Source organism: Azoarcus olearius, from assembly GCF_001682385.1.
Taxonomy (GTDB): domain Bacteria; phylum Pseudomonadota; class Gammaproteobacteria; order Burkholderiales; family Rhodocyclaceae; genus Azoarcus; species Azoarcus olearius.
This window is the reverse complement of record NZ_CP016210.1, coordinates 3,892,054-3,910,932: the sequence shown is the minus strand read 5'-3', so window position 1 is coordinate 3,910,932 and position 18,879 is coordinate 3,892,054. Positions and strand designations below refer to the sequence as shown.

The 18,879-nt window shown below is 66.0% G+C and carries 14 protein-coding genes; 8 read left to right on the top strand and 6 right to left on the bottom strand.

Annotated elements, in window-relative coordinates; all coding sequences use genetic code 11:
• The first annotated feature begins 1 nt into the window (after window position 1).
• From dqs_RS17875 to dqs_RS21340, 8 genes are all read left to right on the top strand, one after another.
• Complete coding sequence (locus tag dqs_RS17875; protein WP_065341301.1) at window positions 2-2,905, top strand: formate dehydrogenase subunit alpha; 2,904 nt, start codon at window positions 2-4, stop codon at window positions 2,903-2,905.
• Window positions 2,906-2,924: 19 nt separating this feature from the next.
• Entirely contained in the window at window positions 2,925-3,533 is a 609-nt protein-coding gene (gene fdh3B / locus dqs_RS17870) for a formate dehydrogenase FDH3 subunit beta (RefSeq protein WP_011767203.1), read from the top strand.
• Window positions 3,530-3,763 (top strand): hypothetical protein, encoded by a 234-nt coding sequence (locus dqs_RS17865; RefSeq protein ID WP_011767202.1) that lies wholly within the window; start codon window positions 3,530-3,532, stop codon window positions 3,761-3,763. The genes fdh3B and dqs_RS17865 overlap by 4 nt, the downstream gene beginning before the upstream one ends.
• A 13-nt stretch (window positions 3,764-3,776) precedes the next feature.
• On the top strand, window positions 3,777-4,814 hold the full coding sequence (locus tag dqs_RS17860) for a formate dehydrogenase subunit gamma (protein WP_041643979.1): 1,038 nt from the start codon (window positions 3,777-3,779) through the stop codon (window positions 4,812-4,814).
• Complete coding sequence (locus dqs_RS21040) at window positions 4,811-5,023, top strand: hypothetical protein (RefSeq protein ID WP_221405613.1); 213 nt, start codon at window positions 4,811-4,813, stop codon at window positions 5,021-5,023. The genes dqs_RS17860 and dqs_RS21040 overlap by 4 nt, the downstream gene beginning before the upstream one ends.
• Window positions 5,024-5,276: 253 nt before the next feature.
• The gene (locus dqs_RS17850) at window positions 5,277-6,440 is read left to right on the top strand and encodes a THUMP domain-containing class I SAM-dependent RNA methyltransferase (RefSeq protein ID WP_011767199.1); all 1,164 of its coding nucleotides are present in this window, start codon (window positions 5,277-5,279) and stop codon (window positions 6,438-6,440) included.
• Between the two features lie 48 nt (window positions 6,441-6,488).
• Window positions 6,489-7,010: a PAS domain-containing protein gene (locus tag dqs_RS17845; RefSeq protein WP_011767198.1), complete on the top strand. Its 522-nt coding sequence runs from the start codon at window positions 6,489-6,491 to the stop codon at window positions 7,008-7,010.
• A complete protein-coding gene (locus dqs_RS21340) occupies window positions 6,985-8,460 on the top strand; it encodes a methyl-accepting chemotaxis protein (protein WP_011767197.1) in 1,476 nt (491 codons plus the stop codon). Before dqs_RS17845 ends, dqs_RS21340 begins: the two co-directional genes overlap by 26 nt.
• Before the next feature lie 131 nt (window positions 8,461-8,591).
• Here the strand turns inward: dqs_RS21340 and dqs_RS17835 are convergent, their stop codons facing one another.
• The 6 genes from dqs_RS17835 to dqs_RS17810 form a co-directional block, all read right to left on the bottom strand.
• Entirely contained in the window at window positions 8,592-9,773 is a 1,182-nt protein-coding gene (locus dqs_RS17835; protein WP_236778770.1) for a hypothetical protein, read from the bottom strand.
• A 152-nt stretch (window positions 9,774-9,925) separates the two neighbouring features.
• Window positions 9,926-11,167, bottom strand: a complete 1,242-nt coding sequence (locus tag dqs_RS17830; RefSeq protein ID WP_065341299.1) for a hypothetical protein — start codon at window positions 11,165-11,167, stop codon at window positions 9,926-9,928.
• Window positions 11,168-11,259: 92 nt separating this feature from the next.
• The gene (locus tag dqs_RS17825; protein ID WP_084018654.1) at window positions 11,260-12,621 is read right to left on the bottom strand and encodes a hypothetical protein; all 1,362 of its coding nucleotides are present in this window, start codon (window positions 12,619-12,621) and stop codon (window positions 11,260-11,262) included.
• A gap of 64 nt (window positions 12,622-12,685) precedes the next feature.
• Complete coding sequence (locus dqs_RS17820) at window positions 12,686-14,806, bottom strand: T6SS effector phospholipase Tle3 domain-containing protein (protein WP_065341297.1); 2,121 nt, start codon at window positions 14,804-14,806, stop codon at window positions 12,686-12,688.
• Window positions 14,803-17,520, bottom strand: coding sequence for a type VI secretion system Vgr family protein (locus dqs_RS17815; protein WP_065341296.1), 2,718 nt, complete (start codon window positions 17,518-17,520; stop codon window positions 14,803-14,805). The genes dqs_RS17820 and dqs_RS17815 overlap by 4 nt, the downstream gene beginning before the upstream one ends.
• Window positions 17,521-17,708: 188 nt before the next feature.
• Window positions 17,709-18,842: a PilT/PilU family type 4a pilus ATPase gene (locus dqs_RS17810; protein WP_011767191.1), complete on the bottom strand. Its 1,134-nt coding sequence runs from the start codon at window positions 18,840-18,842 to the stop codon at window positions 17,709-17,711.
• Window positions 18,843-18,879 lie beyond the last annotated feature (37 nt).

Here is an 18,879-nt window from a genome sequence, read left to right as displayed (position 1 = left end):
GATGCTGACCAAGAAGAGTTCGACGGCCGCCGGCAGCGGCCGCCGCCTGCGTAGTTCCGCCGCCCGCAGCCTGGGGCAGACGATGGACCGCCGCACCTTCCTCAAGCGTTCCGGCCTCGGCGTGGGTGCCGGCGCGATCGCCGCGCAACTGCCCTACAACCTGATCGGCAGCGCCGAAGCGGCGGCTTCCGCCGACAACCGCCTGGCGGGCGGCGAGGAAGTGAAGCGCACGGTGTGTACCCACTGCTCGGTGGGCTGCGCGGTGGATGCGGTGGTGAAGAACGGCGTCTGGGTGCGCCAGGAAGCGGTGTTCGATTCGCCGATCAACCTCGGCTCGCACTGCGCCAAGGGCGCCTCGGTGCGCGAGCACGGCCACGGCGAGCACCGCCTGAAGTATCCGATGAAGCTGGTCGACGGCAAGTACCAGAAGATCAGCTGGGAACAGGCGATCAACGAAGTGGGCGACCGCCTGCTGAAGATCCGCGAGGAATCCGGCCCCGACGCGGTGTACTGGATCGGCTCCTCCAAGCACAACAACGAGCAGGCCTACCTGCTGCGCAAGTTCGTGTCCTTCTGGGGCACCAACAACTGCGACCACCAGGCACGCATCTGCCACTCCACCACGGTGGCGGGCGTCGCGAACACCTGGGGTTACGGCGCGATGACCAACTCCTACAACGACATGCAGAACGCCAAGGCGATGCTCTTCATCGGCTCCAACGCCGCCGAAGCGCACCCGGTGTCGCTGCTGCACATCCTGCACGCCAAGGAAAACGGCGCGAAGATGGTCGTGGTCGATCCGCGCTTCACCCGCACTGCGGCCAAGGCCGACTACTACGTGCGCATCCGTTCGGGTACCGACATCCCCTTCATCTGGGGCGTGCTGTACCACATCTTCAAGAACGGCTGGGAAGACAAGCAGTACATCCATGACCGCGTCTTCGGCCTCGAGAAGGTCAAGGAAGAGGTCATGAAATGGACCCCGGACAAGGTCACCGAGGTCACCGGCATTGCCGAGGAGCAGGTGTTCAAGGTCGCCGAGACCATGGCCAAGAACCGGCCCTCGACCGTGGTGTGGTGCATGGGCCAGACGCAGCACACCGTGGGTAACGCCAACGTGCGCGCAATGTGCATCCTGCAACTGGTGCTGGGCAACGTCGGCGTCTCCGGCGGCGGCACCAACATCTTCCGCGGCCACGATAACGTGCAGGGCGCCACCGACGTCGGCCCCAACCCGGATTCGCTGCCGGGCTACTACGGGCTGGCCGCCGGCTCCTGGAAGCACTGGGCGGCGGTGTGGGGCGTGGATTACGAGTGGATCAAGGGCCGCTACGCCTCGCAGGCGATGATGGAGAAATCCGGCATCACCGTGTCGCGCTGGATCGACGGCGTGCTCGAACAGAACGAGCTGATCGACCAGGATTCCAACCTGCGCGCGGTGGTGTACTGGGGCCATGCGCCGAACTCGCAGACCCGTGGCATCGAGATGGTCGAGGCGATGAAGAAGCTCGACACCCTGGTGGTGATCGACCCCTATCCCTCGGCCACCGCGGCGATGGCGGCAATGGTGAGGAAGGACGGCGTCTATCTGTTGCCGGCCGCCACCCAGTTCGAGACCTACGGTTCCTGCACCGCCTCCAACCGCTCCATCCAGTGGCGCGAGAAGGTCATCGAGCCGCTGTTCGAGTCCAAGCCCGACCACACCATCATGTACGCCTTCGCCAAGAAGTTCGGCTGGGCCGAGCAACTGGTGAAGAACATCAAGGTCGCCAAGGACAAGCAGGGCTGGGAAGAGCCGGACATCGAGGACACGCTGCGCGAGATCAACCGCGGCACCTGGACCATCGGCTATTCCGGCCAGTCGCCGGAGCGCCTGCAGGCCCACATGAAGAACATGCACACCTTCGACGTGAAGACGCTGAAGGCGGTGGGCGGCCCCTGCGACGGCGACTACTTCGGCCTGCCGTGGCCCTGCTTCGGCAACCCCGAGATGAAGCACCCCGGCACGCCCAACCTGTACGACACCTCCAAGCACGTCATGGACGGCGGCGGCAACTTCCGCGCCAACTTCGGCGTGGAAAAGGACGGCGTGTCGCTGCTCGCCGAGGACGGCTCCGCCTCCAAGGGTGCCGACCTGCAGATGGGCTACCCCGAGTTCGACCACGTGCTGATGAAGAAGCTCGGCTGGTGGGATGAGCTGACCGAGGACGAAAAGAAGGCGGCCGAAGGCAAGAACTGGAAGACCGACCTGTCGGGCGGGATCATCCGCGTGGTGATGAAGAACCACGGCTGCCACCCCTTCGGCAACGCCAAGGCGCGCGCGGTGGTGTGGAACTTCCCCGACCCGGTGCCGCTGCACCGCGAGCCGATCTATTCGCCGCGCCCGGATCTGGTCGAGAAGTACCCGACCCACGCCGACAGGATGGCCTTCTGGCGTCTGCCCACGCTGTACAAGTCGCTGCAGGACAAGGTCAAGGACATCTCCAGGGACTACCCGCTGGTGATGACTTCCGGCCGTCTGGTCGAGTACGAGGGCGGCGGCGAGGAAACCCGTTCCAACCCCTGGCTGGCCGAACTGCAGCAGGAGATGTTCGCCGAGGTGAACCCGAAGGACGCCAACAACGCCGGCTTCCGCAACGGCGACTACATCTGGGTCGAGACCCCGTCCAAGGCCAAGCTGAAGGTGCGCGCGCAGGTGACCGAGCGCGTCGGCGCCGGCACCGTGTTCCTGCCTTTCCACTTCTCCGGCTGGTGGCAGGGCAAGGACATGCTCGAGCACTACCCGGAAGGCGCCGCGCCGATCGTGCGCGGTGAGGCGGTCAATACCGCGACCACCTACGGCTACGACTCGGTGACGATGATGCAGGAAACCAAGACCACCCTGTGCCGCGTAAGCAAGGCCTGAACAGGTAAAGAGAGAAACCATGGGACGCATGAAATTCCTGTGTGACGCCGAGCGCTGCATCGAGTGCAACGGCTGCGTCACCGCCTGCAAGAACGAAAACGAAGTGCCCTGGGGCGTGAACCGCCGCCGCGTGGTCACCATCAACGACGGCGTGCCGGGCGAACGCTCGATCTCGGTGGCCTGCATGCACTGTTCGGACGCGCCCTGCATGGCGGTGTGCCCGACCGACTGCTTCTACAAGGCCGAAGGCGGCGTGGTGCTGCACGACAAGGACCTGTGCATCGGCTGCGGCTACTGCTTCTTCGCCTGCCCGTTCGGCGCGCCGCAGTTCCCCAACGGGCCGGCCGCGTTCGGCGCGCGCGGCAAGATGGACAAATGCACCTTCTGCGCCGGCGGCCCCGAAGAGACCGGCTCCAAGGAAGAGTTCGAGAAGTACGGCTCCAACCGGCTCGCCGAAGGCAAGCTGCCGGCCTGTGCCGAGATGTGCTCGACCAAGGCCCTGCTCGCCGGCGATTCCGCGGTGGTGTCCGACATCTTCCGCGACCGCGTGGTGCGCCGTGGCAAGGGCCTGGAAGCCTGGGGCTGGATGACCGCCTACGGCAACGATCAGAAGGGGGACGGCAAATGAGGCGTCCTCTGAATGCCGTCCGCGCCGGAATGTGTGCCGCGGTGCTGGCCGTCGTGCTGGCAGGCTGCGGCGAACGCCCGCAGGTGGTGGCCTACGAACAGGGCAAGTACCAGGGCAAGGCCGACGCCCAGCCCTGGGACAACCCCATCTTCAAGGGTGACAAGGCCGAGTGGGAAAAGGCGGTGAAGAACCGCGGCCGCAACCTGAACGAATACAACCGCACCCAGTGAGGAGACAGCCATGATGACGAGCTATGTGCGTCGCGGCGGTGTCCTGGCGCTGGCCGCGTTGTGCTGGCTGGCCGCCTTGCTGGTGGGGCTGGTGCCCGCGCACGCGGTCGAAGTCCCCGCCGACGCGGCCGCCCAGGTTCAGCAGCAACAGGCGCAGCCGCTCAACAACGCCCCGGTGTGGCGCGAGGTGCGCTCCGGCGAGTCGCACTTCACGCTGGCGCGCGGGCCGGAAGCGGGCGTGCTGATCCAGAGCGAAGGCAATACCTGGCGCGCGCTGCGTAACGGGCCGGTGACCCAGATCGGCGGCTGGGCGCTGCTGCTGGTGCCCACCGCCATCCTGCTGTTCTGGAAGCTGAAGGGCACGATGCGGCTGCACGACAAGCCCACCGGGCGGCTGATGAAGCGCTTCTCCGGCTTCGAACGCTTCGCGCACTGGGGCACGGCCATCACCTTCGTGCTGCTGGCTCTGACCGGCGTTGCGATCCTGTTCGGCAAGTACGTGCTGGCGCCGGTGTTCGGCCACGCGTTCCTGTCGTGGGTGCTGACGCTGGGCAAGCTGGTGCACAACTACGTGGGCCCGGTGTTCGGCGTGTTCGTGCTGATCATGATCGGCACCTTCCTGCGCGACAACGTGTGGCAGGCCTGCGACGCGATCTGGATCCGCAAGGCGGGCGGCCTGCTGGGTGGCGACCATGTGCCTTCGAGCCGCTTCAACTTCGGCGAGAAGACCTGGTTCTGGTTCGGCGTCACCTTCCTCGGCCTCACCGTGACCATCTCCGGCCTGTTCATGGACTTCCCCAACCTGGGGTGGACGCGCTCCGACATGCACATCGCCAACCTGGTGCACGCGATCGGCGCGCTGGTGCTGCTGGCTGCCTCGTTCGGCCACATCTACATGGGCACGATCGGCGTGGAAGGCGCCTACCAGTCGATGAAGACCGGCTATGTGGACGAGACCTGGGCCCGGGAGCACCACGAGTACTGGTACGACGACGTCAAGGCCGGCAAGTCCGGTCATCCGCAGGATTCCGTTTCAGGAGCACGTGTATGAAATCCATCGTTCGCGCCGGCCTGGCGGCGCTGGCCCTGGGTCTGGCCCTCGGCGCGCAAGCCAAGCTGCCGGAGCCATCCGAAGAGGCCAAGGTCAAGGCGGCCGAGGCCAAGCTGAAGGCCGACGAGGCCGCCAAGGTGGCCGCCGAGCAGCTCGCCGCCGCACAGGACCGTGTCGCCGCCGCCTGGAAGGCGAAGGCACACAAGTAGTTTTTGCCGGGGTCCGGACCACCCCTCACTCCCTCCCCGGCCCGGATCTCCCGCCCGCCCCGCCCGGCTCCCGCCGCGCGGGGCTTTTTCATCGCCGCCTGCCGGACTGCGTTTACGGGATAGGGCGGGTGCGGCCGGCACAGTACAATGCGCCGTTTTTCGCCCCGCTCCCGGCGCTGCGCCGCGGTGGCGCCCCGTGTCGCCGTCTTCCGCGAGGAGACCGCGCCCAATCCGGTTGTCTGCGGAGTCTCCTATGGCCGAAACGTTTTTTTCCCCCTGTCCGCGCGGTCTCGAAGCGTTGCTGGCCGACGAGTTGCGCGCACTCGGCGCGGCCACGGCCGAGGCCGTCCACGGCGGCGTCAGCTGGTCGGGCGACTGGCAGGCCTGCTACCGCGCCAATCTCGAAAGCCGGCTGGCGACGCGGGTGCTGTGGCGGGTGGGCAGCGGCCGCTATCGCGCCGAGGTGGATATCTACAAGCTGGCCTACAGCGTCACCTGGGCGAAGTGGTTTACGCCCGACGACACCATCCGGGTGTTCGTCACCGCGCAGAAGTCGCCGCTGAAAAGCCTGGAGTTCATCACGCTGCGGATCAAGGACGCGGTGTGCGACCACTTCCGCACCGTGGCCGGCAAGCGGCCGAGCGTGGATACCGCCAATCCCGCGGTGCGCATCCATGCCTTCCTGACCGCCGACACCGCCACGCTCTACATCGATACCTCCGGCGAACCGCTCTACAAGCGCGGTTTCAAGCCGGCCGCGGTGGAGGCGCCGCTGAAGGAGAACCTGGCCGCCGGCATCCTGCTGCTGTCGGGCTGGCGGCCTGATGAAGCCTTTGCCGATCCGATGTGCGGCAGCGGCACCTTCCTGCTCGAAGCCGCCCAGATGGCGCTGGACATCGCGCCCGGGCTGGGCCGGCGCTTCGCCTTCGAGCGCTTCAAGCATCTCGACCGGGCCGCGTGGGCGGCGCTGCGCAAGGCGGCCGAGAACCGCCGTCAGCCCGCGCGGCCGCTGGCGGTGTACGGCTCCGACATCGTTGCCGACCAGGTGCGCCGCAGCCGCAGCAATCTGGAAGCGGCGGGCCTTGCCGAGTGCGTGACGCTGGAGCGCGCCGACCTGCTCGAACGCGTCGCCCCCGCCGCTGCCGGCGTCATGGTCACCAACCCGCCGTACGGGGTGCGGATCGGCGAGGCCGAGGAGCTGGCGGCGCTTTATCCGCGGCTGGGCGACGCCCTCAAGCGCAACTGGGCCGGCTGGCGCTGCCACTTCTTCAGCGCGGACGTGGCGCTGCCGAAGCTGATCGGGCTCAAGGCAAGCCGGCGCACGCCGCTGTTCAATGGCGCGCTGGAATGCCGCCTGTACGAGTACCGCATGGTGGCCGGCAGCGCGCGGCGCGAGAAGGACGGCTCAAGTTCCTGAAAACAGTGCCGAGAATTCCCGCAAAGGGAACAGGGTGAGGAGAACAGCGTGGCGAAGTACAAGGTGACACCGACAGGTGTCGAACGACTGATGCGGGAGAGCGATTTCATCGTCTCCAAGACCGACCTGAAGGGCCGCATCACCTACTGCAACCGGATCTTCATCGAGTTCTCCGGCTACACGGAGCACGAGCTGCTGGGGGCGCCGCACAACATCATCCGCCACCCGGACATGCCGCGCGGCGTGTTCAAGTACCTGTGGGATTGCCTGCAGGCGGAGCGCGAGTGCTTTGCCTACGTGAAGAACATGTCGCGCGATGGCGGCCACTACTGGGTGTTTGCCAACGTCACCCCGTCCTATGACCAGAACGGGCGCGTCGAAGGGTACTTCTCGGTGCGGCGCAAACCCCCTGCCGACGCGGTGAAGGTATTCAGCGACGTGTACCGCGAAATGCTCGCGGCGGAGCAACGGGCCGGTGCCCGCGACGCGGTGGATGCGTCGCTGGCGCTGCTGACCAGTGTGTTGAACAGCAAGGGCACGAGCTATGAAGAATTCGTCCTTTCTTTCTAAGGCGCGCAACCAGATCCTGCTGCTCAACGTGCTGCTGCTGGTCGGCGGGATCACCACCCTGGCACTGTACGGCTGGCAGATCCGCGATCTGGTGTGGGTGGGGCTGCTGCTCGGCGTGGGCTTCGGCACCAGCCATCTCTACATGCGGCACGTTGAAACCACGCTGCGTCCGCTCAACGAGATTTCGCGTGTCGCCCGGCTGATCGCCGCCGGCCACGTGGGCGACCGCATCACCGGCATCGACCGCGTCGATGAACTCGGCCAGGTGTGCTGGGACGTCAATGACATGCTCGACCAGCTCGAAACCTGCTTCCGCGAGCAACGCACCGCGCTGGCCTATGCCGGCGAGGGCAAGTTCTTCCGCCGCGCCCAGCCGGTGGGCCTGCATGGCGTGTTCCGGGTGGCGCTGGAGGGCGCGAACCAGTCGTTCGAATCCATGGCCCACACCTGGCGCGAGGATCGCCGCAATGCATTGCTGTCCCGCACCGGCCAGCTCAACTCGGTGACGCTGCTGCAGAACATGCGCACCAACCAGCAGGACATGATCAACGTCGTCGCCGCCACCGAGGAACTGGAGCGGCTGGCCGCGCAGACCGCCAACGAGGCCGACTCCAGCCGCGAATCCATGCATCAGGTGGCGCAGGATCTGGGCAGCATCGCGCACAAGGTGGAGCGGGTGTCGGGCGAGATCGAGGCACTCAACGCCAAGAGCGGCGAGATCACCCATTCGGTCGAGCTGATCAAGAGCATCGCCGACCAGACCAACCTGCTGGCGCTGAATGCCGCGATCGAGGCCGCGCGCGCCGGTGAGCACGGCCGCGGTTTCGCGGTGGTGGCCGACGAAGTCCGCAAGCTGGCGGAGAACACGATCCGCGCGTCGTCCGAGATCGGCGGCGTGATGGGTGCGCTGCGCGAGGAGGCCGGCAACATGCTGCAGGACGCCAGCGAGATGAAGACAATGGCGACCGCTTCGCTGGCGAGCGTGGCCGAACTGGAGCGCGCTTTCAGCGCGTTTGCCGATTCTGCCCGTCAGTCGCTGGCGCGGATCGACTACGTGCACGACGTCAGCTTCACCTCGCTGGCCAAGGTGGATCACTTCGTCTTCAAGCAGAACGCCTACCTGACGCTGGACCTCGGCGTTGCCTCGGCCGAAGCCCAGGCCGCGCGCGAGGGCGAACACGAATGCCGCTTCGGCGCCTGGCTTACTTCGCCGGCGAGCGCCAGCTTTGCCGGGCTGGACGCATTCCGCCGGTTGGCCGAACCCCATGCCACGGTGCACCGCAAGGTGGCTGAGGCGGTGGGGTTGATGGCGCAGGGCTGGGAGGGTAGCCCCAAAGTGCAGGACAGCATCTTCGCTGCCTTCCAGCAGGCCGAGAAGGCGAGCGATCAGGTGGTGGATTTGCTCGACCGCATGGTCAAGGAAAAACACCGCAACACAGCGAACGCCTGAATCTTTCCGCCGGCCCACGCGTGTAACCGCACCGCCCCGTCGCGGCGAAGCGTGGGCGTCCCTGTCACAAGGCGCCGTTCGGCGCGCTGTTCCTCTGCCGCGGGGTGGTCGCCGTACCGCATCCCTGCGCTTTAATCCGACCACCCCTGCAGGTTGGGTGGCTCCACCCCATGACGGCGTCCCCACCAGGGCAGGTAGGCGTTGCCGTGTCCAGAGGCACGGAACCACTTGCGCTCCGGATCGAACGGCGTGGGATGGGCGGGGGGGCGCACCAGGACCGTCGTGACCGCGGGGGCGTCGCCGTCCCGTTCTCCGTTAAGGGTTTCGCGGGTGCCGGCGACGACGACCGGGGTGTTGCGGTGGTGAGCGTAGGCGATGGCGAGCACGAGGTTGGTGGCGGCGGTGCCGGCGTTGAGATCGCCGAGCAGCGCGGCGGTGTTGAAGCTGTGAGCGGCGATGTCGCGCTCGGGGAAGGTCTCCGTCATTGCCTGGGCCAGCGGCCCGAGGCGCCGTGCAGCGGCATCGTCGCCGCTGCCGGCGTCGTGGATCACGTAGCCGATCTGGGCCGGCTCAATCCGCCCGCGGGCGGCCGCATCCGCGAATCCGGTCTTCCATGCTGACACTGCTTTGCCGTCCTCGATTTCGGTGCGTTGCGGGCGATGGAGCCAGGCAAGCGGTTCGCGTCCGGCGGGGTAGTCCGGATGGGCGAGAATCAGCAGCGCACCAGTTTCGTCCAACTGCTTGTACTTTGGAAAGCTGGGGGCATCGAAGGCGGCGACCCAGACGGTCTTGTCGGGATGGGTTTCGAGGTAATCCAGGGCGGCGTCGAGCGAGCGGAAGCCGGCGGCGGGGCCACCCACGTGCGGGCGGACGTCGGGCGGGAGTTTGGTGCTCGAGTACTTGGGGTCATTGGTGCCGAAGGCCGATGTGATCTCGGCCTGCATGAAGCGCACGCTTTCGGCGGTATCCAGACGACTGGGTAACGCCGTTTCGACCCGGATGGCACCCACTTCGCGGCGGGGGCTGCGCCCCCGCGCCACCGAGTAGAAGTAGTGCTTGTTCATGAAGTAGCGCTCCCAGAGCTTGCCAAACAGGTCTATGACATAGACCTCGTAGTAGCCGGTGAGCGTCTGGTTGCCGGAGAGGTTAAACGCAATTCCTGCGACGGGCAGTACCTGCGAGTACAACTCCGGGTTCTTCCGGACCTGAGCGTCGTCCTTATTGGGCTTGGCAAGGCCGAGGGTCCAGAGCGTGTTCCACTCCGTCGGGTAGTCCATCCACGCCAGTGGGTTAAGCCATTGCAAACCGACCACCTGGGCAGCGAAGTGCCGGTGTTCTTCTGCGGGTTTCCGTGCAGCGGCGGGATCGGGCAAGCCCGCGCACCCGGCGCCGAGCGCTGCCAGCCATGCGAGCAAGACCGCGCGCAGGCCCCATTTGCCTGCGTTGTGAGGCCGATGAGACGCCTTCAATCGGACCACCCCTGCAGGTTGGGCGGCTCCACCCCATGACGGCGTCCCCACCACGGCAGGTAAGCGTTGCCGTGTCCAGAGGCACGGAACCACTTGCGATCCGGATCGAACGGCGTGGGATGGGCGGGTGGCCGCACCAACACGGTCGTGACCGCGGGGCTGTCGCCGTCCCGTTCTCCGTTGAGGGTTTCGCGGGTACCGGCGACCACGACCGGGGTGTTGCGGTGGTGGGAGTAGGCGATGGCGAGCACGAGGTTGGTGGCAGCGGTGCCGGCGTTGAGGTCGCCGAGCAGCGCGGCGGTGTTGAAGCTGTGGGCGGCGATGTCGCGCTCGGGGAAGGTCTCCGTCATTGCCTGGGCCAGCGGCCCGAGGCGCCGTGCAGCAGCATCGTCGCCACTGCCGGCGTCGTGGATCACGTAGCCGATCTGGGCGGGCTCAATCCGTCCGCGGGCGGCCGCATCCGCGAATCCGGTCTTCCATGCTGACACTGCTTTGCCGTCCTCGATCGCGGTGCGCTGCGGGCGGTGAAGCCAGGCAAGCGGTTCGCGTCCGGTAGCGTAATCCGGATGGGCGAGAATCAGCAGCGCACCGGTTTCGTCGAGTTGTTCGTCAAGCGGAAAGGACGGAGCATCGAAGGCGGCGACCCAGACGGTCTTGTCGGGATGGGCTTGGAGATAGTCGAGGGCGGCGTCGAGCGAGCGGAAGCCGGCGGCGGGGCCCCCGACGTGCGCAATGATGTCAGCCGGCTGTAGCGTGCTGGAGTACTTGGGATCATCGGTGCCGAAGTAGCCGACAAAGTGGTCGCGAGCGAGGTCGGTTCCTTCTTTCGTGTCGAGCTGTGGCGGAAGGGCGAATTCGATGCGCATCCCGGAAACTTCACGACGGGGGCTGCGCCCGCGCGCTACCGAGTAGAAGTAATGCTTGTTCATGAAATAGCGCTCCCAGAACTTGCCGAACAGCTTTCGGACATAGGTGTCGTAGTAGCCGGTCCAGGTCTCCCTGCCGGAGAGGTTGAAGGCAATGCCGGCAACAGGACGAACCTGCGAGTAGAGTTCCGGATGCTTCCTGACTTGGGCGTCGTCGCTGTTGGGCTTGACCAGCCCCAAGGCCCAGAGCGTGTTCCACTCGGTCGGATAGTCCTTCCAGACAAGTGGGTTCAGCCATTGGAGACCGACCACCTGGGCAGCGAAGTGCCGGTGTTCTTCTGCGGGTTTCCGTGCAGCGGCGGGATCGGGCAAGCCCGCGCACCCGGCGCCTAGTGCCGCCAGCCACGCGAGCAAAACCGCGCGCAGGCCCCATTTGCCTGTGTTGTAAGGCCGATGAGATGTGTTCAATCGGACCACCCCTGCAGGTTGGGCGGCTCCACCCCATGACGGCGTCCCCACCAGGGCAGGTAGGCATTGCCATGTCCGGAGGCACGGAACCACTTGCGCTCCGGATCGAACGGCGTGGGATGGGCGGGTGGCCGCACCAACACGGTCGTGACCGCGGGGCTGTCGCCGTCCCGTTCTCCGTTCAGGGTTTCGCGGGTGCCGGCGACCACGACCGGGGTGTTGCGGTGGTGGGCGTAGGCGATGGCGAGCACGAGGTTGGTGGCGGCAGTGCCGGCGTTGAGGTCGCCGAGCAGCGCGGCGGTGTTGAAGCTGTGGGCGGCGATGTCGCGCTCGGGGAAGGTCTCCGTCATTGCCTGGGCCAGCGGCCCGAGGCGCCGTGCAGCAGCATCGTCGCCACTGCCGGCGTCGTGGATCACGTAATCGATCTGCGCGGACTCGAGTTGCCCACGCGAAGCGGCATCCGCCAGGCTGGCTTTCCAGGCCGATACCACTTTGCCCTCCTCGATCTCGGTGCGCTGCGGACGGTGGAGCCAGGCAAGCGGTTCGCGCCCGGTGGCGTAGTCTGGGTGGGCGAGGATCAGAAGGGCACCGGTTTCATCGAGCTGTTCGTCAAGCGGAAAGGACGGGGCGTCGAAGGCGGCGACCCAGACGGTTTTTTCGGGATGGGCTTGGAGATAGTCGAGGGCGGCGTCGAGCGAGCGGAAGCCGGCGGCGGGGCCGCCGACGTGCGGGTGGACATCGGGCGGGAGTTTGGTGCTCGAGTACTTGGGGTCATTGGTGCCGAAGGCCGAAGTGATCTCGGCCTGCATGAAGCGCACGCTTTCGGCGGTATCCAGACGACTGGGTAACGCCGTTTCGACCCGGATGGCACCCACTTCGCGGCGGGGGCTGCGCCCGCGTGCCACCGAGTAGAAGTAGTGCTTGTTCATGAAGTAGCGCTCCCAGAGCTTGCTGTAGAGCACGTTGACGTATGTCTTGTAGTAGCCCCGGAAAGTCTGGTTGCCCGAAATGTTGAAGGCAATGCCTGCTACCGGGCCGACCTGGGCATAGAACTCGGGATTCTTTCTGACCTGAGCGTCATCCTCGTTGGGTTTGGCGAGCCTGAGGGCCCAGAGCGCGTTCCACTCGGTCGGGTAGTCCTTCCATACGAGCGGGTTCAGCCATTGCAGGCCGACTACTTGCGCTGCAAAGCGATGCTTTTGATCGTGCGCTTCCTGTAGAGCACGTTCTTGTTGGGAGCGAAGCTCTGCTTCGCGGACCTCCTTTCGATGTTCGATCTGAGTGGCACAACCGTAGGCGCCCCCGACCAGGAGTCCAATCGTCAGCAAGAGAGTTGGTATTTCAGACCAGTTCATCATGAGCAGTTTGTACCGAGATTTTTGAGGAGCGGCTGTGCTAGGTTCGACAAGGAAGCGGCCTGCGCTAGATGTAGCCGTTGGGTGGTGACGGGCTGCGGCTACGTTCGTCCACGATCCCCGGCGGGATTGCCGTTGGGTTGGCATGAGTATTGAAGTCTGGATGGTGGTGCAGGTGCCGTTCGACACCGTTGTCGTTCCACACGCCTTTGTCGAAGTAGAGTCCAAATGCCGCATGAGCGCTGTCCTCCGATAGCCCTAACTGCAACTGCCAATCTGCCGCTATACGAAGGTCTTTCCAGTCCTTTTGCGTAAGCCGACTCACCCCCACGGTAACGTCATACGCGAGCACCTTCTCTATGTTCGCCGCGCAGGTCATGATGGTGCTGTGGTCGGTGGCGTGCTGGTCCAGGCTTTGGTCCAGGAAGGACTTGATCTCTTTGCGGGCCCAGGCGTCCCAGCGCTTGGTCGTCTCTCCCGGTGCCTGGTTGGCGCCTTCGCCGTCGCCGCCGCGGCGGCGGTCGTTCATGCGCAGGCGGGCGCGATGTTCGTATTTGAGGCGGCCTTCGGTGTCGGCGTCAGCCTGAGGCGCAGCCTCGGTCACTTCTGTGGCATCTCGGCGGTAGGCTTGGTATGAATCGTCTGGTTCGCTGCCTCCGTCATTCAACCGGGGCCTTAACCGGTCGTGATCGGGATCGTCGTCCTGGTCGAAGGCGGTCGGCTGACCCAGGCGGCTGCCTTGCGGCAGGTGCGGTTCGGGCAGGACGGGGGCGTTGACCGGTACCCGCCATTCCGGATCCGGCATTGCATTGACACGGGGTGATTTGTCGAACGCGCGGACTGCGAGCACGATGAGCCATATCAGGGGCGTGGACACCACCGTCATGACCTTCCCGATGATGCTCGCCCCGGCCTCGACTCCTTGCTTGAGGCTGTAGCGCGCCTTGCGCGGCGGCGGGTGCCAGAACGCCGATTCGCCATCCCAGTAGCGATATTCGCCATCCGCCGACGCGCCCACGGGATTGCCTTGCGCCCACACGCGCTGAAAGAGCACTCCGTGCGCCTGAGTGGTTTCGAAATCCTCGGCGTTCATCCCGCGCCAGCCGATGCCCTGAACGGTCAGCGAGGAAATGACACGGTCGTGGGGGTTGCAGTACACGGTGACGCGGCCGTTGCGGCATCGAAGGCTGCGGTCCGTCGCGACGTCATATGCCTCGCCGTTGCCGCACACGCGCTGCACTTCGTCCTCTGGCTGGTCGCTGCCGATGCGGGAGCGGATCAGTGCGAAGAAGTTCGCCAGCGTCTGTTCGCGGGCGTTCCGCGTTTGTCGTCCCCACTGCCCTTTGCTGTTGACGCTGTAGCGCTGGGCCCAGTCGTCGGTACCCATACCCTTTTCGACGAGGCTGTAGGGCGCGTTGGCGAGGACATAGTTGTCGGCGATGGCTGGAGCACTCTTGCCTTCGCTATCGGTTACGGTGCCGATACGGGCGCCGTAGAAGGCCGCCGCCAGCCCCACCATGTTGCCCTGGCTGTGGCACACGATCGTGATCGGCACATCGGCCTGCTTCTGCCGGATCGAGCGGACCAGTTCGGCCAGGCGCAGCGCGGCGAAGGCGTAGTAATGCCGCGGCGGACAGGCATACACCTGGCGCCCCGTCTCGGGGTTGAGGTGTTGCACGGTGAACCAGAGGAATAACCGATCATTGACACCCGCACCCCACAGGTCGCCGAGCGAGGTACACCCGTTGGCGAACGGACCGCCGCCCCAGTAGTTGTGCTCGTTGAGCCAGATTCCGCTGCCGTACTCGGCGAGTTCATCCTTGTTGGCCTTGTAGCCCCAGCGGAAGCGGATTACGGGGGAGTGGTTGGGTTGTGCGGTGATAAAGGTCTTGGAAGATCGGCGACGATCGAGAAAACCGTTCTCATCAATCTCTGGCGCGTATGTCGTCGGCACCATCTGTCCGCCGGCAACGCCCTTGATCGCGAGGTCCTCGTCGCGTCGTCCAAGGCGGGTGTTGAGCCCGGCGCACAGCCCCTGTTCGGTGGCCTCATACCACTCGCCGTCGGAATTCACACCGTGGACCAGGATGATCACGCCGGGCAGCGGCAACTGCGCGACGCAGGTGGCGGTGCCCTTGTCGGGCTGCAACACCGCCTCGCGGACGGCGATGAAGTCGGACGTGTTCATGAGGACGCTGTTCCTGCTGCATTGGCGCGGTGGAATTCGACGCGGGCGATGCGGAAGCGGTCGCCTTCGAGCAATTCGGTCTCGCCTTCCGCATTGGTGGTGCCACGCATGACGGTGCCGTCGTCGAGCGTGATGGTGTAGGGGAGGTCGGCCACGCCGCCGCCGTCGGTTGGGCGGACCAGGCGGAAGCGGCGGCCGAGTTCACCCTCGCCGAAGGCGGGCAGCGCCGTGTCCACGGATGCCGGGCCGCTCATGCTGTGGCGCGCGGCCTTTACGCTGAAGGCGCCGGGGCAGACCAGCTCGATGTCGCCGCCGTGCAGTCGCAGCCCTGCGCCGCCACTGACCGCGAGCACGATCTCCTGTTGCGCGAAGCCGACGATGCGTCCCTGGCTGGCGGTGAGCTTGATGCTCTGCTCCGCGGCAAGCTCGGTATCGCCGTGCTGGCTCTGCAGTTCCAGCTTTCCGTGATGGGCGATCGCACGCAGGCCGTCACCATGGGCGAAGAGCGAGATGCCCTTTCCGGCATTGACGTTGAAACCCTGCCCGGCGGTCAGCTGGAGGTGCTGCTGCGCGACGCAGTCGAGGTTGCGTCCCGCATACGCGGCGATTGATTGCGGGGTATTCAGCGCCAGCCCGGCGGGGGCGCTGATGCCAATGATGCCGGCCTTTTCCGTGGCCGCGGCGCCGGGCGCGGTGTTGCTGCCGCTTTCCCAGTTGCGCACCGCCTCGTTCAGCGTCGCGTGGCCCTCGCTGTCGGCCGGAAGCGCATGGTGGCGGGCGGCGTAATCGCCGAACTGCTTGAACAGCGTGAGGCTTTCTTCCATCAGTGCCAGGGTTTCATCCCGCGACAACTGGCGGTCGGTTGCGTTCAGGCGCTGCCACGCGGTCAGCAGCAGGCCGCGTGCGGCCCGCAGGGCACCCGCGGCATCGGTGCGCAGTTCGAAGCCTTCGCCTCGCGGCTCCGCCTTGCCTTGCTGGCGCGGGTGGGTGAGATAGCCTTGGTTGAGTTGCGTCTTTGCGTGTTCGGACGACAGCTTGGTGCGCAGTTGCCCGCTGCTGTCGTCGAACAGCAACTCGTTGTAGCCCTGGCCGCGGTACTCCCGCGACTGGATGCCGGACAGTGTCTTGTTTGCCGGCAACTGCCCGGCACCCGAGAAGGTGGGCGGCGGGTGGCGGCCGTTGTACACCACGCCGGTGACGAGCGGTCGGTCCATATCGCCCTCCAGGAAGCTGACGACGACTTCCTGGCCGACGCGCGGGATGAACTGGTGACCCCATTGCGCGCCCGCACCGGGAAGCGCGACGCGCACCCAGGTGGAGGCGTGTTCGTCGAGGGCGGCGCCGCCGTCCGGATGATCCTGGGGGCGCTGCCAGTGGAACTGGATGCGGATGCGGCCGTGTTCGTCGGTGTGGATTTCCTCGTTCGCCGGACCGACCACGGTGGCGGTGGTGGCGCCGGGCGAGGTGGGGCGCTGGTGGCGTGAGTGACGGAACGCGGGAACCACCGGCACGTGGCGGCGGATGGCCTGGAAGTGATTGCGGTAGGGCGGCACCCCGGCGTTTCCATCGGCGGCGAGGTTGTTGAACGCTTCGAAGCTCAGTTCGGTGACCAGGAACTGCCGTTCTTCTGCCGCCTCCCCGCCGTGCGCCGGGTGGTCGTGCAGTTCGAACCAGGTGCCGGGCTCCAGCCCCGCAGCATTGCCCGCGCCGACGAAGTGCTTGCCGGCGCGGTCGAGCGCGCTCTGGTGCTGGCTGGCGTAGCGCTCAGCTTCGTGCATTCCGGCGGCGTAGTAGAGCGTCTGGGGGTCGTAGTCTTCGAGCGCGCTGGCGACGCCGTCCGCGCCAGCGTCGCCGCTGGCGCGCCCATGGGCGGTGGCGGCGTGCGGGGCGGCCTGCTTGTAGTCGAAGCTGAGCAGGCTCGTCCTGCCGGCCTGCAGGCGCCGCACTGCCTGCCATTTGTCGACAGCATCGACGCTCTCGGGGCCGGCGGTCCGGTGAAAGCGCAGATGCGGCGTGTGGTTGCACGGGTGCGGGTGGTCGGCGCAGAACAGGATCAGCGTGTGGTGTCCGCAGGCGTCATCCGCCGCGTTGCTGCTGACCGATAGTTCCCCGCTGCCGTGGCTGAAGCGGTAGGAAAGGCCTTCCTCTGCTGCGAGGCGTTCGATGAATGCCAGATCGGATTCGCGGTACTGGACGCAGTAGCTGCGCCGGGAAAGCGGGCGTATGACCTCGGAGCGATGCGAGAAGCCCGCCCAGGCAGGGTTGGCCGCGCTGTGTTCGTCGAGCACGGCGGCGATGATTTCGACAACGTCCTTGTCCTGGAATACCCGGCTGTTGTAGCGCTGCGCGAGCATGGCCAACGCGGGTTCGACCACCAGCCGATAGCGCGCAAAGCCGCCGTCGGCGCCGGTCGCTTCCACCTCGGTGATCACGCCGCAAAACAGCCGGGCCGCGCCGTCGGCAAGGCGCAGGCGGATTTCCACGCGGCGCCCGAGCAGCGTCTTCAGTTCGATCGCAGCGTCCGGCGACAGGCAACTGAGTTCGTAGCGATAGCAGCGGGACAGCGCTTCGCGGCCGTCGAGCCGTTGGGGCAGCAGCAGGTGTACGGGAAACGGGGTGTCGCCGACGACGTGGAGTTCGAGCAGGCGGGTGGCTTGGGCGAAGAGGCTGATGCCATTCGCCTGAAGCGCGCCGAGCACGTCGTCTGCGTTCATCGCCTTCCTCGTATCGGGAAAGCCGAGAGTTTATGACAAAGGAGAATTCCGGAGCAATGATATTGGCATTAATAGCCGCCGTCGAAGGGCCGCTGCGTCGGTCCCGCCAACGCCCTGGCGAAAGCGCGGACCAAAAAAAAGCGGCACCTGAGGTGCCGCTGTCGCGGGGCTGCGCTGGCGCGCGGAATTCAGACGATGTCGAGGTTCTGGATACCCGAGACGAGGTCCTTGTCGCCCAGCTTGCTGTTGAGCTTGATCTGCAGCCGCAGGTCATTCACCGAATCGGCATTGCGCAACGCGTCTTCGTAGCTGATCAGCTCGGCTTCGTAGAGGTCGAACAAGGCCTGGTCGAAGGTCTGCATGCCCAGTTCGCGGGAGCGCTTCATGATCTCCTTGATGCCTGGCACCTCGCCCTTGAAGATCAGGTCTGACACCAGCGGGGAGTTGAGCAGCACCTCGACGGCGGGCACGCGGCCCTTGCGCCCCTTGAGCGGCAGCAGGCGCTGCGAAACCATCGCCCGCAGGTTCAATGACAAATCCATCAGCAGTTGCTGGCGGCGGTCTTCCGGGAAGAAGTTGATGATGCGGTCGATCGCCTGGTTGGCGCTGTTGGCGTGCAGCGTGGCAAGGCAGAGGTGGCCGGTTTCGGCGAAGGCGATCGCGTAATCCATGGTTTCGCGGTCACGGATTTCGCCCATCAGGATCACGTCCGGCGCCTGGCGCAGGGTGTTCTTCAGCGCCGCTTCCCAGTTGTCGGTGTCGATGCCGACTTCGCGTTGCGACACGATGCAGTTCTTGTGCGGGTGCACGTACTCGATCGGATCTTCGATCGTGATGATGTGGCCGTAGCTGTTCTCGTTGCGGAAATCGACCATGGCCGCCAGCGAGGTGGTCTTGCCGGTGCCGGTGCCGCCGACGAAGATCACCAGGCCGCGCTTGGTCATGCCGATGTCGCGCAATACCGGCGGCAGGCCGAGTTCGTCGATGGTCGGGATCTTCTGCGCGATCGTGCGCAACACCAGCGCCACGCGGCCTTGCTGGATGTAGGCATTGGCCCGGAAGCGGCCGATGCCCGCGGGCGAGATCGCGAAGTTGCACTCCTTGGTGGCTTCGAATTCGGCCGACTGGCGGTCGTTCATGATCGCGCGCGCAAGTTCCGCAGTGTGCTGCGGCGCCAGCGCCTGGTTGGATTGCGGCACGATACGTCCGTCGACCTTGATCGCCGGGGGAAAGCCGGGATTGATGAAGAGGTCGGAACCGTTCTTCTGCAGCATCAGCCGCAGCAGGTCGTGCATGAATTTCAGGGCCTGGTCGCGTTCCATGGCGGACTCCTGGCGGGGGCGGGCTGCCTTGCGGCGG

Coding starts and splice junctions, on each gene's coding strand:
- dqs_RS21040 (WP_221405613.1), top strand. CDS start 4,811: ATGAAATCCATCGTTCGCGCCGGCCTGGCGGCGCTGGCCCTGGGTCTG.
- fdh3B (WP_011767203.1), top strand. CDS start 2,925: ATGGGACGCATGAAATTCCTGTGTGACGCCGAGCGCTGCATCGAGTGC.
- dqs_RS21340 (WP_011767197.1), top strand. CDS start 6,985: ATGAAGAATTCGTCCTTTCTTTCTAAGGCGCGCAACCAGATCCTGCTG.
- dqs_RS17820 (WP_065341297.1), bottom strand. CDS start 14,806: ATGAACACGTCCGACTTCATCGCCGTCCGCGAGGCGGTGTTGCAGCCC.
- dqs_RS17815 (WP_065341296.1), bottom strand. CDS start 17,520: ATGAACGCAGACGACGTGCTCGGCGCGCTTCAGGCGAATGGCATCAGC.
- dqs_RS17810 (WP_011767191.1), bottom strand. CDS start 18,842: ATGGAACGCGACCAGGCCCTGAAATTCATGCACGACCTGCTGCGGCTG.
- dqs_RS17865 (WP_011767202.1), top strand. CDS start 3,530: ATGAGGCGTCCTCTGAATGCCGTCCGCGCCGGAATGTGTGCCGCGGTG.
- dqs_RS17825 (WP_084018654.1), bottom strand. CDS start 12,621: ATGATGAACTGGTCTGAAATACCAACTCTCTTGCTGACGATTGGACTC.
- dqs_RS17860 (WP_041643979.1), top strand. CDS start 3,777: ATGACGAGCTATGTGCGTCGCGGCGGTGTCCTGGCGCTGGCCGCGTTG.
- dqs_RS17850 (WP_011767199.1), top strand. CDS start 5,277: ATGGCCGAAACGTTTTTTTCCCCCTGTCCGCGCGGTCTCGAAGCGTTG.
- dqs_RS17875 (WP_065341301.1), top strand. CDS start 2: ATGCTGACCAAGAAGAGTTCGACGGCCGCCGGCAGCGGCCGCCGCCTG.